This is a genomic window from Mitsuokella sp. UBA4253, assembly GCF_002395285.1.
Lineage (GTDB): Bacteria > Bacillota > Negativicutes > Selenomonadales > Selenomonadaceae > Mitsuokella > Mitsuokella jalaludinii.
In genome coordinates, this window is the sequence record NZ_DGWR01000018.1 from 28340 (window position 1) to 47568 (window position 19229).

At 58.8% G+C, this 19229-nt stretch carries 20 protein-coding genes; 7 read left to right on the forward strand and 13 right to left on the reverse strand.

Annotation, left to right across the window (positions count from 1 at the left end; translation table 11 throughout):
• Positions 1–7: 7 nt before the first annotated feature.
• From B2X55_RS10550 to rpsB, 7 genes are all read right to left on the reverse strand, one after another.
• On the reverse strand, positions 8–805 hold the full coding sequence (locus B2X55_RS10550; protein ID WP_286822091.1) for an isoprenyl transferase: 798 nt from the start codon (positions 803–805) through the stop codon (positions 8–10).
• Positions 806–890: 85 nt separating this feature from the next.
• Positions 891–1061, reverse strand: a complete 171-nt coding sequence (locus B2X55_RS10555) for a DUF362 domain-containing protein (protein ID WP_036378266.1) — start codon at positions 1059–1061, stop codon at positions 891–893.
• 24 nt (positions 1062–1085) lie between these two features.
• Positions 1086–1304 (reverse strand): RNA-3-phosphate cyclase, encoded by a 219-nt coding sequence (locus B2X55_RS10560; RefSeq protein ID WP_244881914.1) that lies wholly within the window; start codon positions 1302–1304, stop codon positions 1086–1088.
• 1 nt (position 1305) lies between these two features.
• Entirely contained in the window at positions 1306–1863 is a 558-nt protein-coding gene (gene frr, locus B2X55_RS10565) for a ribosome recycling factor (protein ID WP_036378267.1), read from the reverse strand.
• Positions 1863–2603, reverse strand: coding sequence for a UMP kinase (gene pyrH / locus B2X55_RS10570; RefSeq protein WP_286822093.1), 741 nt, complete (start codon positions 2601–2603; stop codon positions 1863–1865). The genes frr and pyrH overlap by 1 nt, the downstream gene beginning before the upstream one ends.
• Positions 2604–2826: 223 nt before the next feature.
• Entirely contained in the window at positions 2827–3696 is an 870-nt protein-coding gene (gene tsf / locus B2X55_RS10575) for a translation elongation factor Ts (RefSeq protein WP_286822094.1), read from the reverse strand.
• Between the two features lie 86 nt (positions 3697–3782).
• Entirely contained in the window at positions 3783–4508 is a 726-nt protein-coding gene (gene rpsB / locus B2X55_RS10580; RefSeq protein ID WP_278823523.1) for a 30S ribosomal protein S2, read from the reverse strand.
• A gap of 468 nt (positions 4509–4976) precedes the next feature.
• Between rpsB and B2X55_RS10585 the strand changes: the two genes are divergently transcribed.
• Entirely contained in the window at positions 4977–6191 is a 1215-nt protein-coding gene (locus B2X55_RS10585) for a dicarboxylate/amino acid:cation symporter (RefSeq protein WP_286822095.1), read from the forward strand.
• Positions 6192–6998: 807 nt separating this feature from the next.
• On the opposite strand, the gene B2X55_RS10590 is transcribed toward B2X55_RS10585, so the two are convergent.
• The gene (locus B2X55_RS10590) at positions 6999–8378 is read right to left on the reverse strand and encodes an amino acid permease (RefSeq protein ID WP_036378274.1); all 1380 of its coding nucleotides are present in this window, start codon (positions 8376–8378) and stop codon (positions 6999–7001) included.
• A gap of 208 nt (positions 8379–8586) precedes the next feature.
• On the opposite strand from B2X55_RS10590, the gene B2X55_RS10595 reads away from it, so the two are divergent.
• The 4 genes from B2X55_RS10595 to B2X55_RS10610 all read left to right on the forward strand — a co-directional run bounded on the left by B2X55_RS10595 (position 8587) and on the right by B2X55_RS10610 (position 12237).
• On the forward strand, positions 8587–9225 hold the full coding sequence (locus tag B2X55_RS10595) for a YigZ family protein (RefSeq protein WP_036378276.1): 639 nt from the start codon (positions 8587–8589) through the stop codon (positions 9223–9225).
• A 95-nt stretch (positions 9226–9320) separates the two neighbouring features.
• A complete protein-coding gene (locus tag B2X55_RS10600; RefSeq protein ID WP_286822097.1) occupies positions 9321–10460 on the forward strand; it encodes a trans-sulfuration enzyme family protein in 1140 nt (379 codons plus the stop codon).
• A gap of 48 nt (positions 10461–10508) precedes the next feature.
• Positions 10509–11684: a MalY/PatB family protein gene (locus tag B2X55_RS10605; RefSeq protein ID WP_286822099.1), complete on the forward strand. Its 1176-nt coding sequence runs from the start codon at positions 10509–10511 to the stop codon at positions 11682–11684.
• A gap of 28 nt (positions 11685–11712) precedes the next feature.
• Positions 11713–12237: a DNA-deoxyinosine glycosylase gene (locus B2X55_RS10610; protein ID WP_286822100.1), complete on the forward strand. Its 525-nt coding sequence runs from the start codon at positions 11713–11715 to the stop codon at positions 12235–12237.
• Between the two features lie 208 nt (positions 12238–12445).
• On the opposite strand, the gene feoB is transcribed toward B2X55_RS10610, so the two are convergent.
• The 3 genes from feoB to B2X55_RS10625 all read right to left on the reverse strand — a co-directional run bounded on the left by feoB (position 12446) and on the right by B2X55_RS10625 (position 16699).
• Positions 12446–14791, reverse strand: coding sequence for a ferrous iron transport protein B (gene feoB / locus B2X55_RS10615; RefSeq protein ID WP_278521139.1), 2346 nt, complete (start codon positions 14789–14791; stop codon positions 12446–12448).
• A gap of 172 nt (positions 14792–14963) precedes the next feature.
• On the reverse strand, positions 14964–15164 hold the full coding sequence (locus tag B2X55_RS10620) for a Sec-independent protein translocase subunit TatA/TatB (RefSeq protein WP_036378305.1): 201 nt from the start codon (positions 15162–15164) through the stop codon (positions 14964–14966).
• A 134-nt stretch (positions 15165–15298) separates the two neighbouring features.
• A complete protein-coding gene (locus tag B2X55_RS10625; protein ID WP_286822101.1) occupies positions 15299–16699 on the reverse strand; it encodes a PLP-dependent aminotransferase family protein in 1401 nt (466 codons plus the stop codon).
• A gap of 138 nt (positions 16700–16837) precedes the next feature.
• Here B2X55_RS10625 and B2X55_RS10630 point away from each other — a divergent pair, with 138 nt between their 5' ends.
• Positions 16838–17362, forward strand: coding sequence for an ECF transporter S component (locus B2X55_RS10630; RefSeq protein ID WP_278521136.1), 525 nt, complete (start codon positions 16838–16840; stop codon positions 17360–17362).
• Here B2X55_RS10630 and B2X55_RS10635 read toward each other — a convergent pair.
• Both B2X55_RS10635 and B2X55_RS10640 read right to left on the reverse strand, forming a co-directional pair.
• Positions 17359–17820 (reverse strand): methylated-DNA--[protein]-cysteine S-methyltransferase, encoded by a 462-nt coding sequence (locus B2X55_RS10635; protein WP_278521134.1) that lies wholly within the window; start codon positions 17818–17820, stop codon positions 17359–17361. The genes B2X55_RS10630 and B2X55_RS10635 overlap by 4 nt on opposite strands.
• A 122-nt stretch (positions 17821–17942) precedes the next feature.
• Positions 17943–18614 (reverse strand): hypothetical protein, encoded by a 672-nt coding sequence (locus B2X55_RS10640; protein WP_286822103.1) that lies wholly within the window; start codon positions 18612–18614, stop codon positions 17943–17945.
• A gap of 184 nt (positions 18615–18798) precedes the next feature.
• Between B2X55_RS10640 and B2X55_RS10645 the strand changes: the two genes are divergently transcribed.
• A complete protein-coding gene (locus B2X55_RS10645) occupies positions 18799–19161 on the forward strand; it encodes a heavy-metal-associated domain-containing protein (RefSeq protein ID WP_286822104.1) in 363 nt (120 codons plus the stop codon).
• Positions 19162–19229 lie beyond the last annotated feature (68 nt).

Consider the following 19229-nt stretch of genomic DNA (forward strand, 5'->3'; position numbering starts at 1 on the left):
TCCTATCTTATTTATTGGTCAGGCCGCCAAAGCGGCGGTCGCGCCCGGCAAAGTCGACGAGCGCGTCGACGAAGCAGGCGGGCGTGAAGTCCGGCCAGTTGACATCGGTGAAGTAGAACTCCGCATAGGCCGACTGCCAGAGCAGGAAGTTCGAGAGGCGCTGGTCGCCGCTCGTGCGGATGACGAGGTCGACGGGCGGGTCGCCAGCCGTGTCGAGCTGCTGGTCGATGGCCTCGGCGTCGATGTCCTCTGGGGCAATCTCCCCTGCCGCTGCCTTGCGCGCCAGCGACTGCGCCGCGCGGATGAGCTCATCCTGGCCGCCATAATTGGCCGCGACGTTGAAGCGGATGCCCGTGTTGTCCTTCATGAGCGCCTCCGCCTCGCGCATCTGGCGCTGCAGACCTTCAGGCATGCCCTCCATGCGGCCGATGAAGCGGATGCGCACATTGTAGTCGTTCATCTCCTCGAGCTCCTTGATGAGGTAGTCCGAGAAGAGCTTCATGAGGAATTCGACCTCAAGGCGCGGGCGCTTCCAGTTCTCCGTCGAGAAGGCGTAGACCGTCAGGGCCTCGATGCGCAGATCGATGGCCGCCTTGAGGATGTTCTTGAGCGTCTTGACACCGGCCTTGTGGCCCGCCGTGCGGATGAGGCCCTTGCCCTGTGCCCAGCGGCCGTTGCCGTCCATGATGATGGCGACATGGCGCGGCAAGCGCTGCCAGTTGATTCTATCGTAGAGCGGGTTCTGATCGGCGGGCGCTTTTTCCTCGCGCGCCGTTTTTCCACCGCCAAATATCTTTTTCCACATACTATATCTCCATCCTGAGAGACTATTCCGTGTAGAATAACGAAAAGCCCCTCTCGCATAAAAAAGAGGGGCCGCTCGTCATCCATCAGGGAGCTTCAATTGCGGATACCGGGCAGCCGGCAGCGCAAGCACCGCACTCAACGCACTTGTCTGCGTCGATCTCGTAGTGCTCTGCACCCTCGCTGATTGCCTCAACCGGGCACGTAGCAGCGCAGGAACCGCAGGAAATGCAGTCATCAGTGATCTTGTAAGCCATTCATCTCGCCTCCTTCTCTAGTTTTTAGTGGTCCAGCTTCCTCTGCTTTGCCGCAAGAGTCAGCAGGATCGTGCCATCCGCCTGCTCTCGCACGCGGACGACGTAAAGACAGGTTGAATCTGTCTTGAAAAAATCACGCGTTGGGCGTGTTATTTCCGTTTGCCAGGGGCGGCCGGCCTCGCGAAGCATCGCTTCGGCCTCGGCGAGCGGCCGCGCCAGGATGTCAGGCGTCATCTGAGTCATATCAGACTTCCATGACCTCTTTCTCCTTGACGTCCTTCGCCGCATCGGCGAGCTTGACGTACTTGTCGACGAGTTTCTGCATGGACTCCTGACCGCGCTTCGAATCGTCCTCAGTGATCTCCTTGGACTTCTCGAGCTTCTTGATGGCCTCATTGCCGTCGCGGCGGATGTTGCGCAGGGCGACCTTGGCCTCCTCCGTCTTCTTGTTGACCGTCTTGACGAGCTCCTGGCGACGCTCCTGCGTCAGAGCCGGGATGGAGAGGCGGATGGCCGTGCCGTCGGAGTTCGGGCTCAGGCCGAGATCCGACTTCATGATCGCGACTTCGATGTCGTGCAGGATGGATTTCTCCCACGGCTGGATCATGATCATGCGCGGCTCCGGCACGGAAACCTTCGCGATCTGGTTGACCGGCGTCGGGGCGCCGTAGTAGTTGACCATGACCTTGTCGAGCAGGGACGGCGTAGCGCGGCCTGCACGCAGCGAGGCGAACTCGTGCTTGAGGGCCTCGATGCTCTTCTTCATGCGTTCCTCATGGGACGCGAGAATGTCTTTTACCATTACTCATTTCCTCCTACCGTCGTGCCGATCTCCTCGCCGAGTGCTGCGCGGACGATGTTCTCGTGGTCATCGATGTTGAAGACGAGAAGCGGGATCTCGTTGTCCATGCAGAGGCTCGTGGCCGTCGTGTCCATGACCTGCAGGCCCTTGTTGAGGATCTCGATGTACGTCAGCGAATCAAATTTCTTCGCGTTGGCATTCTTGTTCGGATCGGAATCATAGATGCCATCCGTGCCCTTCTTGGCCATGAGGATGACATCGGCTTCGATCTCTGCAGCGCGCAAAGCGGCCGTCGTGTCCGTCGAGAAGTACGGATTGCCCGTGCCGGCGCCAAAGATGACGACGCGGCCCTTCTCCATGTGACGGATGGCCTTGCGGCGGATGTACGGCTCTGCGACCTGGCGCATCTCGATGGCGGTCTGTACGCGCGTGTCCACATCGAGCTTCTCGAGTGCATCCTGCAGGGCGAGTGCGTTCATGACCGTGGCCATCATGCCCATGTAGTCGGCCGTCGCGCGGTCCATGCCCTTGGCCGAGCCGGCGAGCCCGCGCCAGATGTTGCCGCCGCCGACGACGATGGCGACGTCGACGCCGCGCTCACGGATTTTCTTGATCTGCTTCGCGATATCCTCAACAACAGCCGGGTTGATGCCGAAGCCCTGATCGCCGGCAAGCGATTCACCACTGAGTTTCAGGACAATGCGTTTATATTTTGCTGGTTCCAAAATATTACCCTCCATCTAAATGTCACTGCATCTTTCTCTATTATAAGGCCATTGTTCCAGATTTTCCATAGGAAAATCCACCTTGCAGCCTTTCAACGAGGCGGGAGATAGGCTCACCGCCTGTTTCTAGATGTTTCCCCCATTTACGGAGATTTTCTGCCTCGTTATAACCTCTAAAAAAAGAGAACACAATCCATTATGTGTTCTCTTTCTTTCCGGTCTGGCTTTTTCCGGTTGATTATTTCATCTGAGCAGCGACTTCAGCAGCGAAGTTCTCCTGCTTCTTCTCGATGCCTTCGCCGAGCTGGTAGCGCGTAAATGCCGTTACCTTGACGTCGCCGAGGATGTCCTTGACCGTCTTGTCGGAATCCTTGACGAAGATCTGCTCGTTGAGGCAGACTTCCTTGTAGTACTTGTTGATGCGGCCTTCGACCATGCGCTCAACGATCTTCTCCGGCTTGCCCTCTTCGAAAGCCTGCTTGCGGAGGACTTCCTTCTCGTGCTCGAGAGCTGCTGCATCGACACCGCTGCGGTCGATGGCTGCCGGAGCTGCTGCAGCAATCTGCATGGCAACGTCCTTGCCGAGTTCTTCGTCGCCGCCCGTCATGTCGACGAGGACGCCGATCTTGCCGCCCATGTGGATGTAGCTGGCAACGCGGCCTTCCGACTCATAGCGGACGAAACGGCGCAGGGAGATCTTCTCGCCGATCGTAGCCGTAGCTTCCGTCACGAGAGCAGCAACCGTCTTGCCGTCGATCTCGCTTGCATTGAGGGCATCGAGGTCAGCCGGGTTCGTTGCAGCGATGTGCTTCGCGATCTTCTCTTCGAGAGCGCGGAACTGCTCGTTGCCAGCAGCGAAGTCCGTCTCGCAGTTGACTTCGACGAGAACGCCGACTTTTGCATCGTCGCTGATGTAAGCGGCGACAGCACCCTCTGCAGCGATGCGGCCAGCCTTCTTCTCAGCCTTCGAGATGCCCTTCTCACGGAGCCAGTCGATTGCCTTTTCCTTGTCGCCGTCCGTAGCCGTCAGGGCCTTCTTGCAGTCCATCATGCCTGCGCCCGTCGTCTCGCGCAGCTCTTTTACCATTGCAGCCGTAATCTTTGCCATTGGTTCTTTTCCTCCTAATAAAAAGGAGGGGCAAGGGATAACTCCCTTACCCCTCCCGGTCTTCTTATCGAATCTGGATTTCTGGATTATTCAGCAGCCGGTGCTTCTGCAGCTTCTGCTTCGCTATCCTGACCCTGACGACCCTCGAGGACTGCATCAGCCATGCGGCCCGTGAGGAGCTTGACAGCGCGGATTGCGTCATCGTTGCCCGGGATGACGTAGTCGATCTCATCCGGATCACAGTTCGTGTCGACGATGGCAACGATAGGGATGTTGAGCTTGCGAGCCTCAGCAACGGCGATGCGCTCCTTGCGCGGATCGACGATGAAGAGTGCGCCCGGCAGCTTGTTCATCTCTTTGATACCGCCGAGGTACTGCTCGAGCTTCTCCATCTCGTGGCGAAGACCCTGGACCTCTTTCTTCGTGAGGACTTCGAACGTGCCGTCTGCTTCCATAGCCTCGAGCTCTTTGAGACGAGCGATGCGCTTCTGGATCGTGCGGAAGTTCGTCATCATGCCGCCGAGCCAGCGCTCGTTGACATAGAACTGGCCAGCACGCGTAGCTTCTTCCTTGATGGCTTCCTGAGCCTGCTTCTTCGTGCCGACGAAGAGGACGCTCTTGCCTTCCTCTGCAACGCTGCGAAGGAATGCATAAGCCTCGTCAACCTTCTTGACCGTCTTCTGAAGGTCGATGATGTAGATGCCGTTGCGCTCCGTGAAGATGTACTTTGCCATCTTCGGGTTCCAACGACGGGTCTGATGTCCGAAGTGGACACCTGCTTCAAGTAACTGTTTCATGGAAATAACTGCCATGTTGGTGCACCTCCTGTTTTTTTCTTCCGCACCTTTCATTTCTCTGCACCACCCATGTCGGGCACAGGGCAGCGATCGAGGCGCGTGCTATTTTTACACCGTTAGAAATTATATCATAAGAGAAGTGCCTTGACAATCGTTTCCCCGTATTTTTTTTGCGCGCTGCTCACAGGAATCATGCACGGCAAAGCTGTCTTCCTTATTATAAGCAAAATTATACGCAAAGAGATTGTGTCAAGGAATCGGATTCGATTTACAATAATACAGAATGCTGCCCCGCATTGTCCACGTACGATGTATGTATACCGTATACTTATTCCATACCAGTGGACATCCCCTGCTCTTTTCTCTATAATAAAAAACTGTAATAAGGAATTGGCATTATCTATCATACAAATGCGAAAATATATCGCAGCCAATGACTGATCACGTATACGCGAAGTACGCAATACCCAAGGAGTGATTTTCATGAACTTATCGATCAAGATCTTCATCGCGCTCGTGCTGGCCGTCATCGTCGGCCTGATTGCGGGTGAACCGGCACTGCCGTTCATCAACTGGTGGATTGCCCCGATCGGCACGATCTTCATCAATCTCATCAAGATGATGATCGTCCCCGTCGTCCTCTGCTCGCTCGTCGTCGGCATGACGAGCCTCGGTGACACGACGAAGCTCGGCCGCATCGGCATCAAGACGATCCTGCTCTACCTCGTCACGACGGCTATCGCCATCGTCATCGGCTTCAGCGTCGCAGGCCTCGCGCATCCGGGCCTCGGCCTCCAGATGACATCGGACGCTGTCGTCAAGGTCAAGGAAGCGCCGTCGATCATGCAGGTCTTCGTCGCGATGATCCCGGCTAACCCGGTCGCTTCGATGGCCAAGGCGGATATCCTGCCGGTCATCGTCTTCGCGCTCTTCATCGGCGTCGGCATCCTCAAGGTCGGCGGCGAGCGCGCAGACATCCTGATCAAGTTCTTCGACGCCTGCGCGGAGGTCTCCTACAAGATCATCGGCATCGTCATGAGCTTCGCTCCTATCGGTGTCTTCGCCCTGCTGCTGCCGGTCGTCGCCAAGAACGGCCCATCCGTCCTGCTGCCTCTGATCTCCGTCATCGCCTGCGTCGCCGTCGGCTGCCTCATCCATGCGGTTGCCGTCTACTCGACGCTCGCCAAGGTCTGGGGCGGCCATACGCCGGCACAGTTCTTCCGCGGCATGAGTGAGGCGATGCTGATCGCCTTCACGACTTGCTCGAGTGCAGCGGCGCTGCCGGTCAACATGAAGAACAGCCAGGAGAAGCTCGGCGTCTCGCGCGATGTCTCCTCCTTCGTCCTGCCGCTCGGCGCGACGATCAACATGGATGGCACGGCACTCTACATGGGCGTCTGCTCCCTCTTCATCGCGAATGTCTTCGGCATCGACCTGTCGTACGGCCAGATGGCCATGATCGTCCTGACGGGCACGCTGGCCTCCATCGGCACGGCAGGCGTCCCGGGCGCCGGCCTCATCATGCTCGCGATGGTCCTGCAGAGCGTCAACCTCCCGATGGAAGGTCTCGCCCTCGTCGCCGGCATCGACCGTGTCCTCGACATGTTCCGCACCTGCCTGAACATCACCGGTGACGGCGCCGTCGCCATCGTCATGGATCAGGAAGAAAAGAGATACGCCAAGAAGCAAGCTGCGTAATCGCTTCCCACAACGACACACATCACCAGAAGCCTCCTGCATGGCAGGAGGCTTTTGGTTTGCAGGTGATTTGCGGATTCAGATTCAGTTTACATCGCATAAAGCAAGTCGCCGCAGTGGACAGGCAACGCTGCGCAGGGCAGGCTGCTAGAGATACGATGTGTGCCGCCGAAGGGCTCAGAGGGCCAACGCTACGCGACAGATTCCTGCTAAAGCTATTTTGTCTCTTAATGCATCCCTCGAAAAGAGTAAAACGCGCTGCGCTTGAACGGCTACTCTTTTCGAAGGTCATGAGTGGTAGACAAAAATAGCTTCTTCACGCAGGAATCTGAACGCTCCACTCTTGTCCCTCTGCCCCCTTGGCGGGGAGCTCATCTCTTCTATACGAGAAGGAATGCATGGGTACGCAAACTTCGTCTGTGCCGGAAGTGAGCCGCAGCTGCTTGTCATAAGCGGAGCGTTAGCAGGACTGCGTGAAGAAAGGATTTTTTGCCGACCAAGCCCCTTAGAAAAGACAATCGTTCAAGCGAAGCGCGTTTTTGTCTTTTCTAAGGATTGATTCTGCGGCAAAAAATCCTTTTAGCAGTCCTGCGCAGCGCAGCGTTGACAAGCAGCTGCGGCGTCTTACCATGCTGGATGTCACGCAATCCTGCGCAGCGTTGGGGTGCTGGTGCCGTCGTCTCGCCATGCTGGATGTCACGCAGTCCTGCGCAGCGCAGCGTTGACAAGCAGCTGCGGCGCCTTCTCATGCGAGATGTCAACAAAAAAGCCGCCTCTATCCAAGAAGCGGCTTTTGACGTATTCGATTCAGTGAAGTGCACGTGCGGCGCTGGTGGCGCGGCGGTGCTGGCGCAGGCGGTACCAGGCCATCGGGAAGACGAGCATGGGGACGCCGGCGTAGAGGGCCTCGCGCAGCTCTGGCTCGAAGACCATGACGACGAGGCAGAAGACCTGTGCCCAGATGCCGAACAGCGTGACATACGGGAAGAACGGCGTCTTGTAGCGCAGCGCCCCTTCCGTGCCCTCGGCGATCTTGCGCTTGCGGCTGCGGTACTCGCTCCAGCAGATTGAGATCCAGGCAATCGCGCCCGTGAAGCCCGATACGGCCAAGAGGTAGGTGTATAGCGCTGAATCCGGGTCAAACGAGTAGAGCAGGATGACGGCCCAGCACGCGCAGATCGAGACGAGGATGGAGCGCGACGGCATGCCGTTCTTGTTGATGTGGCCGAGCGTGCTCGGGGCCATGTCCATGCGCGCGAGCGCATGCAGGGCGCGAGCCGCACCGTAGAGGCCCGAGTTCGAGCACGAGATGGCCGCCGTCAGGATGACGAAGGCGAAGAACGCGCCGAAGCCCGAAAGGCCGTACTGCGTGACAGCTGCCGCAAAGACACTCTCATCGAGGCCCGCCTTGTCCCAAGGCAGGATGGAGATCAGGAGCGAGATCGGGATGATGTAGAGCGCGATGATGCGCCATGTCACGTTGCGCACCGCAATCGGGATGCTCTTCTCCGGCTTCTCGCACTCGCCGGCGGCAAGGCCGATAATCTCCGTGCCCTGGAAGTTGACGAGGATGATGACCATCGTCAGCACGATCGACCAGTAGCCGTTCGGCGCGAAGCCGCCGCTGCCGAGAAGGACCTTTGTGCCGATATAGCCCTGATCGCCGATGAGGCCGAGGCAGATGAGGCCGGCCACGATACTGAAGGCTGCAAGAGCGATGATCTTGATCAGAGACAGCCAGAACTCACTCTCGCCGAACTTATCGACATGGAACAGATTGAGAATCGTCACCAGGAGTCCGAAGAACACAGCCCACCAGAGCTGGCTGACTTCTGGTATAAAGTTATTCATGATGATGCCAGCGGCAATCATCTCGGATGGAACGTACGCAACCCAGGTCGTCCAGTAGGCCCAGCCCACACCGCAGGCCCAGGTCGGAGAGATGTGCTCCCTTGCATACGTGACAAAAGAACCCGATACAGGTTTTTCCACCGCCAGCTCCGCGAGGCAGAGCATGACGCAAAGCACGATGACCCCGCCCAAGAGATAGGCGAGGATCGCGGCCGGGCCCGCTTTTTCGAGAACATACCCGGTGCCGAGGAAGTAACCACTGCCGATGACCCCGCCCAGCGAGATCAGTTGCAGATGGCGATTCTTTAACCCTCTGTTCATTTTCGACTCGTTCATTACCTTAATAACACAACCTTCCCAGTGCCGCTTCGATCTGTGATTTGTATAGCATTGCCATCCGCGACACTTCCATTATTTCAACCTAAAGGATACTACAAAACGATAGCAATTACCATAGCTCTGCAGATAAAATTTTCAGATGAGACATACGCGCAGGAAATAGGGTATAATTATTTTAAGAAAGAAATACATCCAGGAGGCAATCATGAACGGCTACCGAACCATACGCGAGACGGACGACTCCGTCGAGACGCTCTACGAGATACAGAAATCGAGATTCATCACGCACATCCGCCACGTCGAGACGGAGGAAGAAGCGCGCGCCTTCATCCAGGCCATGAAGAAGCAGTACTTCGACGCGCGCCACAACTGCTCTGCCTACGTGCTCGGCGAGCGCGCCGACAAGCAGAAGTCAAACGACGACGGCGAGCCGGGCGGCACGGCGGGCAACCCCATCCTCGAGGCCATCAAGAAGAACGCATTGACGGACGTTGTCATCGTCGTCACGCGCTACTTCGGCGGCATCAAGCTCGGCGCGGGCGGACTCATCCGCGCCTACGGCCATGCCGCCGTGCTCGGCATCGAAGCGGCCACGCGCATCGAGATGACGCCCTTTACCGAGCTCCATGTGACAATCGGCTACGACCTCCTGGCGACAGTCGAGCACTGGATCCGGCAGCAGGAGATCCGCACAGAGGAGGCCGACTACGCCGAAGCTGTCACGCTCCACCTCCTGCTGCCGCCCGCAGAAGTCGAGTCGCGGCTGATGGAACTGCGCGACCTCACAAGCGCCAACTTCCAGTCGGAAGAGGGTGCGACGCGGCGCATCGCCCTGCCGTGCTGATGTCATTGACAAGAACAGCTGCTTTCCCTTATAATAGCAGCTATACCTACTAGAACGATATGTCTTCCAAAGATTTGCTTAACAGGAGGAATCTCATGAACGATTACACCCTTGAAGTGCACGGCTGCCACAAATACGATGCGACCGGCGCCATCAGCGAACCGATCTACCTCTCGGCGACATACCGCCACCCGGGCTACAAGCAGAGCACGGGCTTTGACTACGGCCGCGTCGCCAATCCGACGCGCAAGGAGCTCGAGGACGTCCTCGCCAAGCTCGAGCGCGGCCAGCGCGCCTGGGCCGTCTCATCGGGCATGGCCGCCATCAACATGGTGCTCCATCTGCTGAATCCCGGCGACCACATCCTGCTCTCCGAGGACCTCTACGGCGGCACCGTCCGACTCGTCAACGACATCTACAAGAAGTACGGACTGACCTTCGACTACGTCAACACGGCCGACCTCGAGGCGACGGCGGCAAAAATCCGCCAGGAGACGAAGATGATCTTCATCGAGACGCCGTCAAACCCGATGATGCTCGTCAGCGATATCCGCGCCCTCGCTGCGCTCGCCCACGAGAACGGCACCCTGCTCACCGTTGACAATACCTTCCTCTCGCCGCATTTCCAGAAGCCGCTGACGCTCGGCGCCGACATCGTCGTCCACAGTGCGACGAAGTACATCTGCGGCCACAACGACATCATCGCGGGCGTCATCGCGATTGCCGACGCTGATGCCGGCTACGGCAAAGATCTCGAGCTCTACATCAAGTCGGAAGGGCCGAACCTGACGCCGATCGACTCGTGGCTGCTGCTGCGCAGCATCAAGACGCTCGGCCTTCGCGTCGAGCGCCAGGAAAAAAATGCCATGAAGATTGCCGACTGGCTCAAGCGTCAGCCGACTGTCACCGATGTCTACTACGTCGGACTGCCCGACCATCCGGGCCACGCGCTCCACAAGAGCCAGGCCACGGGCTTTGGCAGCATGATCTCCTTCAAGGTCAAGTCGCCAGAACTCGCCATCAAAGTGCTCGGCCGCCTCAAGCTCATTGCCTTCGCCGAGAGCCTCGGCGGCGTCGAAAGTCTGCTGACGTACCCGATCGCCCAGACGCATGCCGAGATGCCGAAGGAGCTGCTCGCGCGCACGGGCCTCGACGACCGCCTGCTGCGCTTCTCTGTCGGCATTGAGGATCCCGAGGACCTCATTGCTGACCTCGACCAGGCCTTGAACAGCTGATCCCTCCGGCTCCCTGCTAGCCCTTCCCACAGAAAGCGAGTGATTTTTATGCCAATTGATTTTGATACAGTCATCGACCGCCGCGGCACCTCGTGCCTCAAATACGACTTTGCCGTCGAGCGCGGCTATCCGCAGGGCATCCTGCCGTTCTGGGTCGCCGACATGGACTTTTCCACACCGCAGCCCGTCATCGCGGAGCTCACGCGCCGCGTCCAGCACGGCATCTTCGGCTACACCGACCCGAAAGAGTCGTACAAGCAGACCATCGTCGACTGGATGACGGAGCACCACGACTGGACGCCCTCGACGAAGGCCCTGACCATCACGCCGGGCGTCGTCTTCGCGCTGGCCACAGCCGTGCGCTGCTTCACGAAGCCCGGCGATGCCGTCCTCCTGCAGCAGCCCGTCTACTATCCGTTCAGCGAGGTCATCCGCCAGAACGGCCGCCAGCTCGTCAACAGCTCTCTTGTCCTCAAGGACGGCCACTACGAGATTGACTTTGCGGACTTTGAAGATAAGATTGTCAAAAATAATGTCAAGCTCTTCCTGCTCTGCAGCCCGCACAATCCGGCCGGCCGCGTCTGGACGCGCGAGGAGCTGCTGCGCATCGCCTCCATCTGCCTCAAGCACGATGTGCTGATTGTCTCCGACGAGATCCATGAGGAGTTCGTGCGCCCTGGCTTCCGCCACACAGTGCTCGCCTCGCTCTCGCCGGAGATTGCGGCGCAAACGATCACCTGCACCTCACCGTCGAAGACCTTTAATCTCGCCGGCCTGCAGATCTCGAACATCTTCATCGAGAATGACGAGCTTCGCAAGCGCTTCCGCGCTGAGATCTCGGCGGCCGGCTACAGCCAGCCGAACGCGCTCGGCCTCTTCGCCGCCCAGGCAGCCTACACAGAAGGCGGCTCGTGGCTCAAGGAGCTCTTGGCCTACATCGAAGGCAATTACAAGAAGACGAAGGCCTTCCTCGCCGAGAAGATGCCCAAGGTGACGCTTATCGAGCCTGAGGGCACGTACCTTCTCTGGCTCGACTTCTCGGCCTACGGCCTCTCCGACGAAGAGCTCGACGACATCATCATCAACGACGCGAACCTCTGGCTCGACTCCGGCCACATCTTCGGCAAGGCGGGCCGCGGCTTCCAGCGCCTCAACATCGCCTGCCCCTGGAGCACGCTCCAAAATGGCCTCGAGCATCTGGCCAAGGCCTTTGAGAACCGCTGACTCGCTTATCCAGAAAGGTCGCATCCACATGCTCTGTATCGGACTATCGCCCAGCATCGACAAGGATTGCCGGGCGCTCATCTTAGGCTCCATGCCCGGCGTCAAGTCGCTCGAGGAACAGCAGTACTACGCCCATCCGCAGAACCGCTTCTGGCCGATGATGGCCGACCTGCTCGGCGAAGCGCTGCCCTCCCGCTATGAGGAAAAGCTCGCTATGCTGCTAGACCACCACATTGCCCTCTGGGATTCTATCGGGCAGTGCAAGCGCGAGGGCAGCCTCGACTCCGCCATCCGCGAGGAGCGGGGCAATGACTTCACTGCGCTATTGCAGGCGTACCCGGCCATCCGGGCCATCTGCTTCAACGGCGGCAAGTCGGCCCAGGCCTTCCGGCGCCACAACAAGGCTCTGATGAGGCGTCCCGACATCGCCTTTTACGCCATGCCCTCGACGAGCCCGGCCAACGCCCGCTGGCGCCTGCCCATGCTCGAAGAGACGTGGCGAAAAGCTTTGACAGAGGCCGGAATCCTCTGCTATACTGAAAGCAAGAAATAGCGGCGAACCATTCGTCCGCTGCCGAATCACCCCCATGCCATAATCGACAGGAGGTCTATATGCCATCTTCCATCTGGCTGATCTTAGCCATCATCGTCACCGCGTTCTTCTTCTATCTCGAGACACGGGACGTCGAAGATTGACATGCAGAAAAGCGGCTGTACATCGCGTACAGCCGCTTTTTAGTATCTCGATATCTTGATCTTGATCACAGGAGCATGCCGATTGTATGGACGATAAAGGCGACGATCCAGGCGATGACGCACTGGAAGATGACGACCCAGATGGCCCACTTCGTGCCGAGCTCGCGTTTGACGGAGGTGATGGCAGCGACGCACGGCGTGTAGAGCAGGCAGAAGGCCAGAAGCGATGCAGCCGCAAGAGGCGTCAGCACTGTCGAGATGGAGCTCGTGCCGAACAGGACGCCGAGTGTCGAGACGACGCTCTCCTTGGCCATGAAGCCCGAGATCAGCGCCGTCGAGATGCGCCAGTCGCCAAAGCCGAGCGGCGCGAAGACAGGCGCGATGACGCCCGCGATCGAGGCGAGCATGCTCTCGGAGGAATCCGCAACCATGTCGAGGCGGAAGTCGAACGTCTGCAGGAACCAGATGACGATCGTCGCGATGAAGATGACGGAGAAGGCGCGCTCGAGGAAGTCCTTCGACTTCTCCCAGAGCAGCTGCATGACATTGCGGCGGCCCGGCATGCGGTAGTTCGGCAGCTCCATGACAAAAGGCACGGCCTCGCCCTTGAAGATGGTGTTCTTGCCGAGGTAGGCCATGAGGATGCCGACGAGCATCGCGCCAAAGTAGAGGACGATCATCGGCAGGGCGCCGTAGTCGCCGAAGAATGCCGCGATGAAGAAGCCGTAGATTGGCAGCTTGGCCGAGCAGCTCATGAACGGCGTCAAGAGGATCGTCATGCGGCGGTCACGCTCAGAAGGCAGCGTGCGCGTCGACATGATGGCCGGGACCGAGCAGCCGAAGCCGATGAGCAGTGGCACGATGCTGCGGCCCGACAGTCCGATCCTCCTGAGCCACTTGTCCATGACGAAGGCGATGCGCGCCATGTAGCCCGTGTCCTCGAGCAGGGACAGGAAGAAGAAGAGCGTCACGATGATCGGCAGGAACGACAGCACCGTGCCGACGCCCTGGAAGATGCCGTCGATGACGAGCGAGTGCATCGCCTCATTGACGCCGGCAGCCGTCATGGCGGCATCCGCCTCATCCTGCAGGAAGGCAATGGCTGCGGCCATGAGGTCCTGCAGGGCCGCGCCGATGACGTTGAACGTCAGGTAGAAGACGAGGCTCATGATGGCGATGAAGGCCGGGATGGCCGTGTACTTGCCCGTCAGGATCTTGTCGATGCGGCGGCTGCGCTCGTGCTGGCGGCTCTCGTGCGCCTTGTGGAACGTGCGGTCGACGAGCTTGCCGATGAAGGAAAAGCGCATGTCGGCGATGGCCGCCGAGCGGTCGAGGCCGCGCTCCTTCTCCATCTGGCAGATGATGTGCTCGATCATCTCCATCTCGTTCTGGTCGAGCATCAGCGCTTCGATGACATGGCTGTCTCCCTCGACAATCTTCGTCGCGGCGAAGCGGACCGGGATGCGCGCTTCCTTCGCGTGATCCTCGATGAGGTGCATGATGCCGTGCAGGCAGCGGTGCACCGCGCCGCGATGACTCTCCGCATCGCAGAAGTCCATGCGGCCCGGCTTCTCCTGGTAATGCGCGACGTGCAGGGCGTGCGCGACGAGCTCCTCGATGCCCTCGCCCTTGGCTGCCGAGATTGGCACGACCGGGATGCCGAGCAAGGACTCCATCGCATTGATGTCGACGGAGCCGCCATTGCCCGTGAGCTCGTCCATCATATTGAGTGCGAGGACCATCGGGCGGTCGAGCTCGATGAGCTGCAGCGTCAGGTAGAGGTTGCGCTCGATGTTCGTCGCGTCGACGATGTTGATGATGCCCGTCGGCTGCTCGCGCAGGATGAACTCGCGCGAGACGATTTCCTCTTCCGTGTACGGCGACATCGAGTAGATGCCCGGCAGGTCCGTGATTTTCGTGTTCGCGTGGCCGCGGATGCTGCCGCTCTTCTGGTCGACCGTGACGCCCGGGAAGTTGCCGACATGCTGGTTCGAGCCCGTCAGCTGGTTAAAAAGCGTCGTCTTGCCGCAGTTCTGGTTGCCCGCGAGCGCAAACGTCAGCAACTGGCTGTCGGGCAGCGGGTGCTCGCCCTGCCGCACGTGGTAGCGGCCGCCCTCGCCGAGGCCTGGATGGTCCGTCGGCTCATGCGGGATGTGGACCGCTGGATGCTGGTCCGACTCCCAGCCCGGCAGCTTCTCGATACCAATCTGCTTCGCATCGTCGATGCGCAGTGTCAGCTCATACTCGTGGATGCGGAACTCAATTGGGTCCCCCATCGGCGCGAACTTCACGAGCGTGATCTCCGCGCCCGGTATCACGCCCATGTCGAGGAAATGCTGCCGCAGCGCTCCCTCTCCGCCGACCGAGCGCACCACTGCGCGCTCACCGGCTTTCAATTCATTCAGATACATAAGACTCTCCTTTTGTCGTAAATACACACCTTCATTGTACTCAAAAAATCTGAGATTGCAAATCAAGTTTAACCGACTGCCCGTCATGACACGATGTTGGGCGACAACAAGGGGTAAAAAAAAGAGCATCCCTGAGGTATTCCTCAAAGATGCTCGTGCACGGATGCGAGATTCACTTTGCAACAGTCTCGGTCTTCTGCTCTGCCTGGGCAATCTGTTTGGCCTCCGCCTTCTCGTCTTCGGTGACGGCGGATTTGAATTCGCGGACGCTCTTGCCGAGCGATTTGCCGACGAGCGGCAGTTTGCCCGGTCCGAAGACCAGCAAGCCGATTGCGAAGATCAGCAGGAGTTTTGGTACGGTAAGACCCATCAACATAAGAAGCACCTCTATCTTTCATCTATCCACTGCGAGTGACGACTCTGTCTCATTGTTTCTCATTATATCATGAATCATCATATATGGAAAATATAGATTCCCTATCGGGTACATAGTAAATATCTATACGGTCACGCCTCAAGGCATGAGACGATGCGGTCGATGGCCTCGTCGAGGCAATCCTCTTCCATGCCAGAGTAGTTGAGCACGAAGGTGTGCGCCGCGCCCTCGGCACTGCCGACGTAATAGTCGCTGAGCGGACGCATGCGGATGCCCTTCTGCGACAATTCCTGCTGCAGCACATGGTCGTCTTTCCCCGTGTGGAAGTGCAGCAGGAAGTGGAGGCCGGAGCCGCGCTCGATGAGGTCGGCGTGATGGAAGAGGCCGCCCGCCTTCATCGTCTGCAGCAAGGCCTCGCGCCGCCTGCGGTAGCAGTTGCGCATGCGGTTGATGTGCTTCTCGAAGTAGCCTGCGCGGATGAAGCGCGCGAGCGTATACTGCTCAAAGTTCGAGACGGTGCAGCTGTAGAAGCCGAGTTCTCGGTGGAAGACCTCGACGAGCTTGTCGGGCAGGACCATGTAGCTGATGCGGATGGTCGGCGTCAGTGTCTTCGAGAAGGTGTTCATGTAGATGACACGGCCGCTGACGTCGATGCCCATCATCGTCGGGATGGGACGGCCCGTCAGCCGGAACTCACTGTCGTAATCGTCCTCGATGATAAAGCGGCCCTCGCCCGCGCTCGCCCAGCCCAGCAGCTCATAGCGCCGGCTGATCGGCGTGATGCAGCCCGTCGGGAAGTGGTGCGACGGGCTGATGTGCAGGACGTCGACACCTTTTTCTTGGAGTTCCTGCGGGCAGATGCCCTGCTCGTCCATCGCCACAGGCACGCAGCGCACAGCATTCTGGCGGTAGACCTGGCGGATCTTGTCAAAGCCGGGATTCTCGACGCCGAAGCACTTGTCGCGCCCCAAAAGCTGCACGAGCAGTCCGTAGAGGTACTCCGTGCCCGCGCCGACGACGATCTGCTCCGGCGCGACATCGAGGCCGCGGAAGCTGCGCAGATGATTGGCGATTGTCTCGCGCAGGCTCATGATGCCCATGCCGGGCGAGCGCTCCAAGAGCTCTTCAGCCTGCTGCGCCATGACCTGGCGCAAGAGGCGCGTCCACGTCTTGAACGGGAAATCCTCGGGGCGCAGACTGTTGGCCGTGAAGTCGGCCAGGTACTCAGGCAAACACGCTTCCGGTTCGCGATGGACACGCTGCGCCTGAGCGGGCTTGATGGGCAGGCTGGAAAGACGCGCGACAAAGAATCCCTTCTTCGGCACCGACTGGCAATAGCCTTCCGCCACCAACTGACCATATGCGCCCTCGACCGTGATGACGCTGATGCCGAGCTGGTGCGCGAGCGAGCGCTTCGACGGCAGCTTCTCGCCCGCCTGCAGGCGCCCGGCGAGTATGTCCGCGCGGATGCAGCGGTAGAGGTGCTCGTAGAGCGATTCCGCCCCGATGTTCTCGAATGAATAGGTCAGCACAGCAAACTCCCTCTCTCCATCTGATACTATCTTATCGTCATGCTTTGAATCTTTTTCTAAGGTCAAAACCAGTATATACTAGTCAGCAATAGGACACAAGTCCAGATTGAAAAAACAAGACGAAAGAAGGAAATCATCATGGCATCATCTGTACATCCATCCTCTTCATTCACCACGCGCGAGCTCTGCCTGGCGGCCGTCATGGCGGCCGTCGTCTTCCTCGCGACCTTCGTGCCGCGCATCCCGATCCCGCTCGGATACGCACATCTCGGCGATGCGGCCATCTTCCTCATGGTGCTCTTCTGCGGGCGCCGCGAGACACTGATCGCGGCCTGCTTCGGCTCGGCGCTCTCGGACCTCATCGGCGGCTTCCCGCTCTGGATCTTGCCGACGCTCATCATCAAGTTTTTCATGGCGGACATTGCCTGGCGCGTCATCCGACCAGACAAGACAAAGGCCTCGCCCGCTCGCCTCGTCGTCGGCTTCCTGCTCGCCTCGGCCTGGATGGCTGCTGCCTACACGCTCTTCGGAGCACTGCTCTACGACAGCCTCGCAGCAGGCCTCGCCTCAGCACCGGGCCTCATCGCAGAAGGCGTGCTGAACAGCGCGATCGCGATCGTCGCAGCAGGCATCCTGCAGAAGACACCGCTCGGACAGCGTTAACGGCGCTCCAGCTCCAATAAAGCCTCCTTCATCGGCAGCCCCCAGGCATATCCTGTGAGACTGCCGTTCGTGCCAATGACGCGGTGGCACGGGACACAGATACTCAGGGGATTGGCTCCGACGGCGCCGCCGACAGCATGGTAGGCCCCCGGCCGCCCGATGGCCTCCGCCAGTCTCTTGTAAGTCGTCGTCTCGCCGTAGGGGACTTTCTCGAGCTCCTTCCAGACCTGCAGGCGAAACGGCGTGCCCACGAGCCTGTAGGGGAACGTGAACGCGCGCCGCTCCCCTTCCAGATACTCGTGAAGCTCCCGCGCCGCCCAGTCCGTCACCTCGCTCGGGCGCTCTTCCTCCTGCCGCTCCTTCACGACATCGATAGCAACAACTGCGTCCTCTTCCTCCACGATGCGGAAGAAGCCGAACGGGCAGGGATACAGTCCGATGTGCTTTATCTTTTCCATGATCATCACCTCATGGCCATTCTAGCAGGATGCATGGCCATTTTCTACGAAAAAGCTCACAAAAAAAGAGATTCCCGATGTGCCCAATCACATCGTGGAATCTCTTTCTGTCTCACATAGTCTCACTGCCAGCCCTGCAGTGTCCAGTAATCCTCGATGCCCTTGACGATCGGATCGAAGATCTCGTCGGTGTTCGTGATGTGCGTAACCTGGAAATGGCCATCGCTTTTCTGCACGAGCTCGACTTTGACGGTCATCTGCGGCACGAGGCGGCCGTAGTCGGAATCATCGCCTGTGACGAGGAACGTCGCCTCAGCCCAGTCGCCCTTGCGCTCGACGCCCTGGAGCTTGGCGCTGTAGTGCTGCGTGAATTTCTCAGCCTCGCCCGCAATCCACTTCGCCTGCTCGTCGCTCTCGCCGATTGGCGCGATGGTCGGCGTCAGGAAGAATTCGAGACTGCGGTTGATGAAGACGAGATCGCTCTCGCGGCGCTCCTTGATGTACGATTCCATGAAGGCCGTGTCGTGGCAGAAGAACCAGTCCTGCAGATACTCTCGGTGGAGCCGCTCAATGTCGCGCGCGAGAATCTCTGTGCTGCTGTCATACCCTTTCGTGACGATAGAGGAAAGGTCAGCATAGCGCTGCACCTTCTGCGCGTCATGCTCTCTGGCGCCCTCCATGAGCTCGTTCAGCGCATATTCCGGCGTGCGGGCCGACTGGTAGCAGTAACCGCTGACACCGATGGCCACGAGCAAGAGGACCACGATCGCGATGAATCCCTTCCTGCGCTTCATAAATAAAACCTCCTAGAAGAATAAAATGATGGATGGATAGTATTCCCCGATTGTATTCAGTCATTTTAGCAGGCTTTTCTGAGTATTATCTGGAGACAGTAAGGCTTGACAGATACCCCCAGCTGGTATATAAATAGTAATGAAGTTTATTTTCAATTACGTTGTTATACAGGGGGAATCCATCATGGCTACAGCAATCGTCGGCATCGTCGTCCTCGTCGCGCTCTTCTTTGCCGTCAAGGGCGTGCTCAAGCATTTCCGTGGGGAAAGCAGCTGCTGCGGAGGCGGGGATGTCAAAGTCCCGAAAAAGAAACTCACAGGCACCATTGTCGCGACGAAGGTCGTCGATATCGAGGGCATGACCTGCGGTCACTGCAAGGCCCGCGTCGAGCAGGCACTCGACACGATTGACGGCGCTGCTGCTGAGGTCAACCTGCACCGCAATCACGCCATCGTCAAGATGACGCGCGAGGTCAGCGACGACGAGATCCGCCGCGCCCTCTCCGGCAGCGGCTATACGATCACGGGCATCCATATCAAAGACTGACTGCGCACCAAAAAAGCCGCATTCCATGACACGGAATGCGGCTTTTTGACGTATGAAACTGACACGCG

Bases quoted from the DNA above. Each gene is read 5' to 3' on its own strand.
- B2X55_RS10550 (WP_286822091.1), bottom strand. From the start codon at position 805: ATGTGGAAAAAGATATTTGGCGGTGGAAAAACGGCGCGCGAGGAAAAA.
- B2X55_RS10555 (WP_036378266.1), bottom strand. From the start codon at position 1,061: ATGGCTTACAAGATCACTGATGACTGCATTTCCTGCGGTTCCTGCGCT.
- B2X55_RS10560 (WP_244881914.1), bottom strand. From the start codon at position 1,304: ATGACTCAGATGACGCCTGACATCCTGGCGCGGCCGCTCGCCGAGGCC.
- frr (WP_036378267.1), bottom strand. From the start codon at position 1,863: ATGGTAAAAGACATTCTCGCGTCCCATGAGGAACGCATGAAGAAGAGC.
- pyrH (WP_286822093.1), bottom strand. From the start codon at position 2,603: ATGGAGGGTAATATTTTGGAACCAGCAAAATATAAACGCATTGTCCTG.
- tsf (WP_286822094.1), bottom strand. From the start codon at position 3,696: ATGGCAAAGATTACGGCTGCAATGGTAAAAGAGCTGCGCGAGACGACG.
- rpsB (WP_278823523.1), bottom strand. From the start codon at position 4,508: ATGGCAGTTATTTCCATGAAACAGTTACTTGAAGCAGGTGTCCACTTC.
- B2X55_RS10585 (WP_286822095.1), top strand. From the start codon at position 4,977: ATGAACTTATCGATCAAGATCTTCATCGCGCTCGTGCTGGCCGTCATC.
- B2X55_RS10590 (WP_036378274.1), bottom strand. From the start codon at position 8,378: ATGAACGAGTCGAAAATGAACAGAGGGTTAAAGAATCGCCATCTGCAA.
- B2X55_RS10595 (WP_036378276.1), top strand. From the start codon at position 8,587: ATGAACGGCTACCGAACCATACGCGAGACGGACGACTCCGTCGAGACG.
- B2X55_RS10600 (WP_286822097.1), top strand. From the start codon at position 9,321: ATGAACGATTACACCCTTGAAGTGCACGGCTGCCACAAATACGATGCG.
- B2X55_RS10605 (WP_286822099.1), top strand. From the start codon at position 10,509: ATGCCAATTGATTTTGATACAGTCATCGACCGCCGCGGCACCTCGTGC.
- B2X55_RS10610 (WP_286822100.1), top strand. From the start codon at position 11,713: ATGCTCTGTATCGGACTATCGCCCAGCATCGACAAGGATTGCCGGGCG.
- feoB (WP_278521139.1), bottom strand. From the start codon at position 14,791: ATGTATCTGAATGAATTGAAAGCCGGTGAGCGCGCAGTGGTGCGCTCG.
- B2X55_RS10630 (WP_278521136.1), top strand. From the start codon at position 16,838: ATGGCATCATCTGTACATCCATCCTCTTCATTCACCACGCGCGAGCTC.
- B2X55_RS10635 (WP_278521134.1), bottom strand. From the start codon at position 17,820: ATGGAAAAGATAAAGCACATCGGACTGTATCCCTGCCCGTTCGGCTTC.
- B2X55_RS10640 (WP_286822103.1), bottom strand. From the start codon at position 18,614: ATGAAGCGCAGGAAGGGATTCATCGCGATCGTGGTCCTCTTGCTCGTG.
- B2X55_RS10645 (WP_286822104.1), top strand. From the start codon at position 18,799: ATGGCTACAGCAATCGTCGGCATCGTCGTCCTCGTCGCGCTCTTCTTT.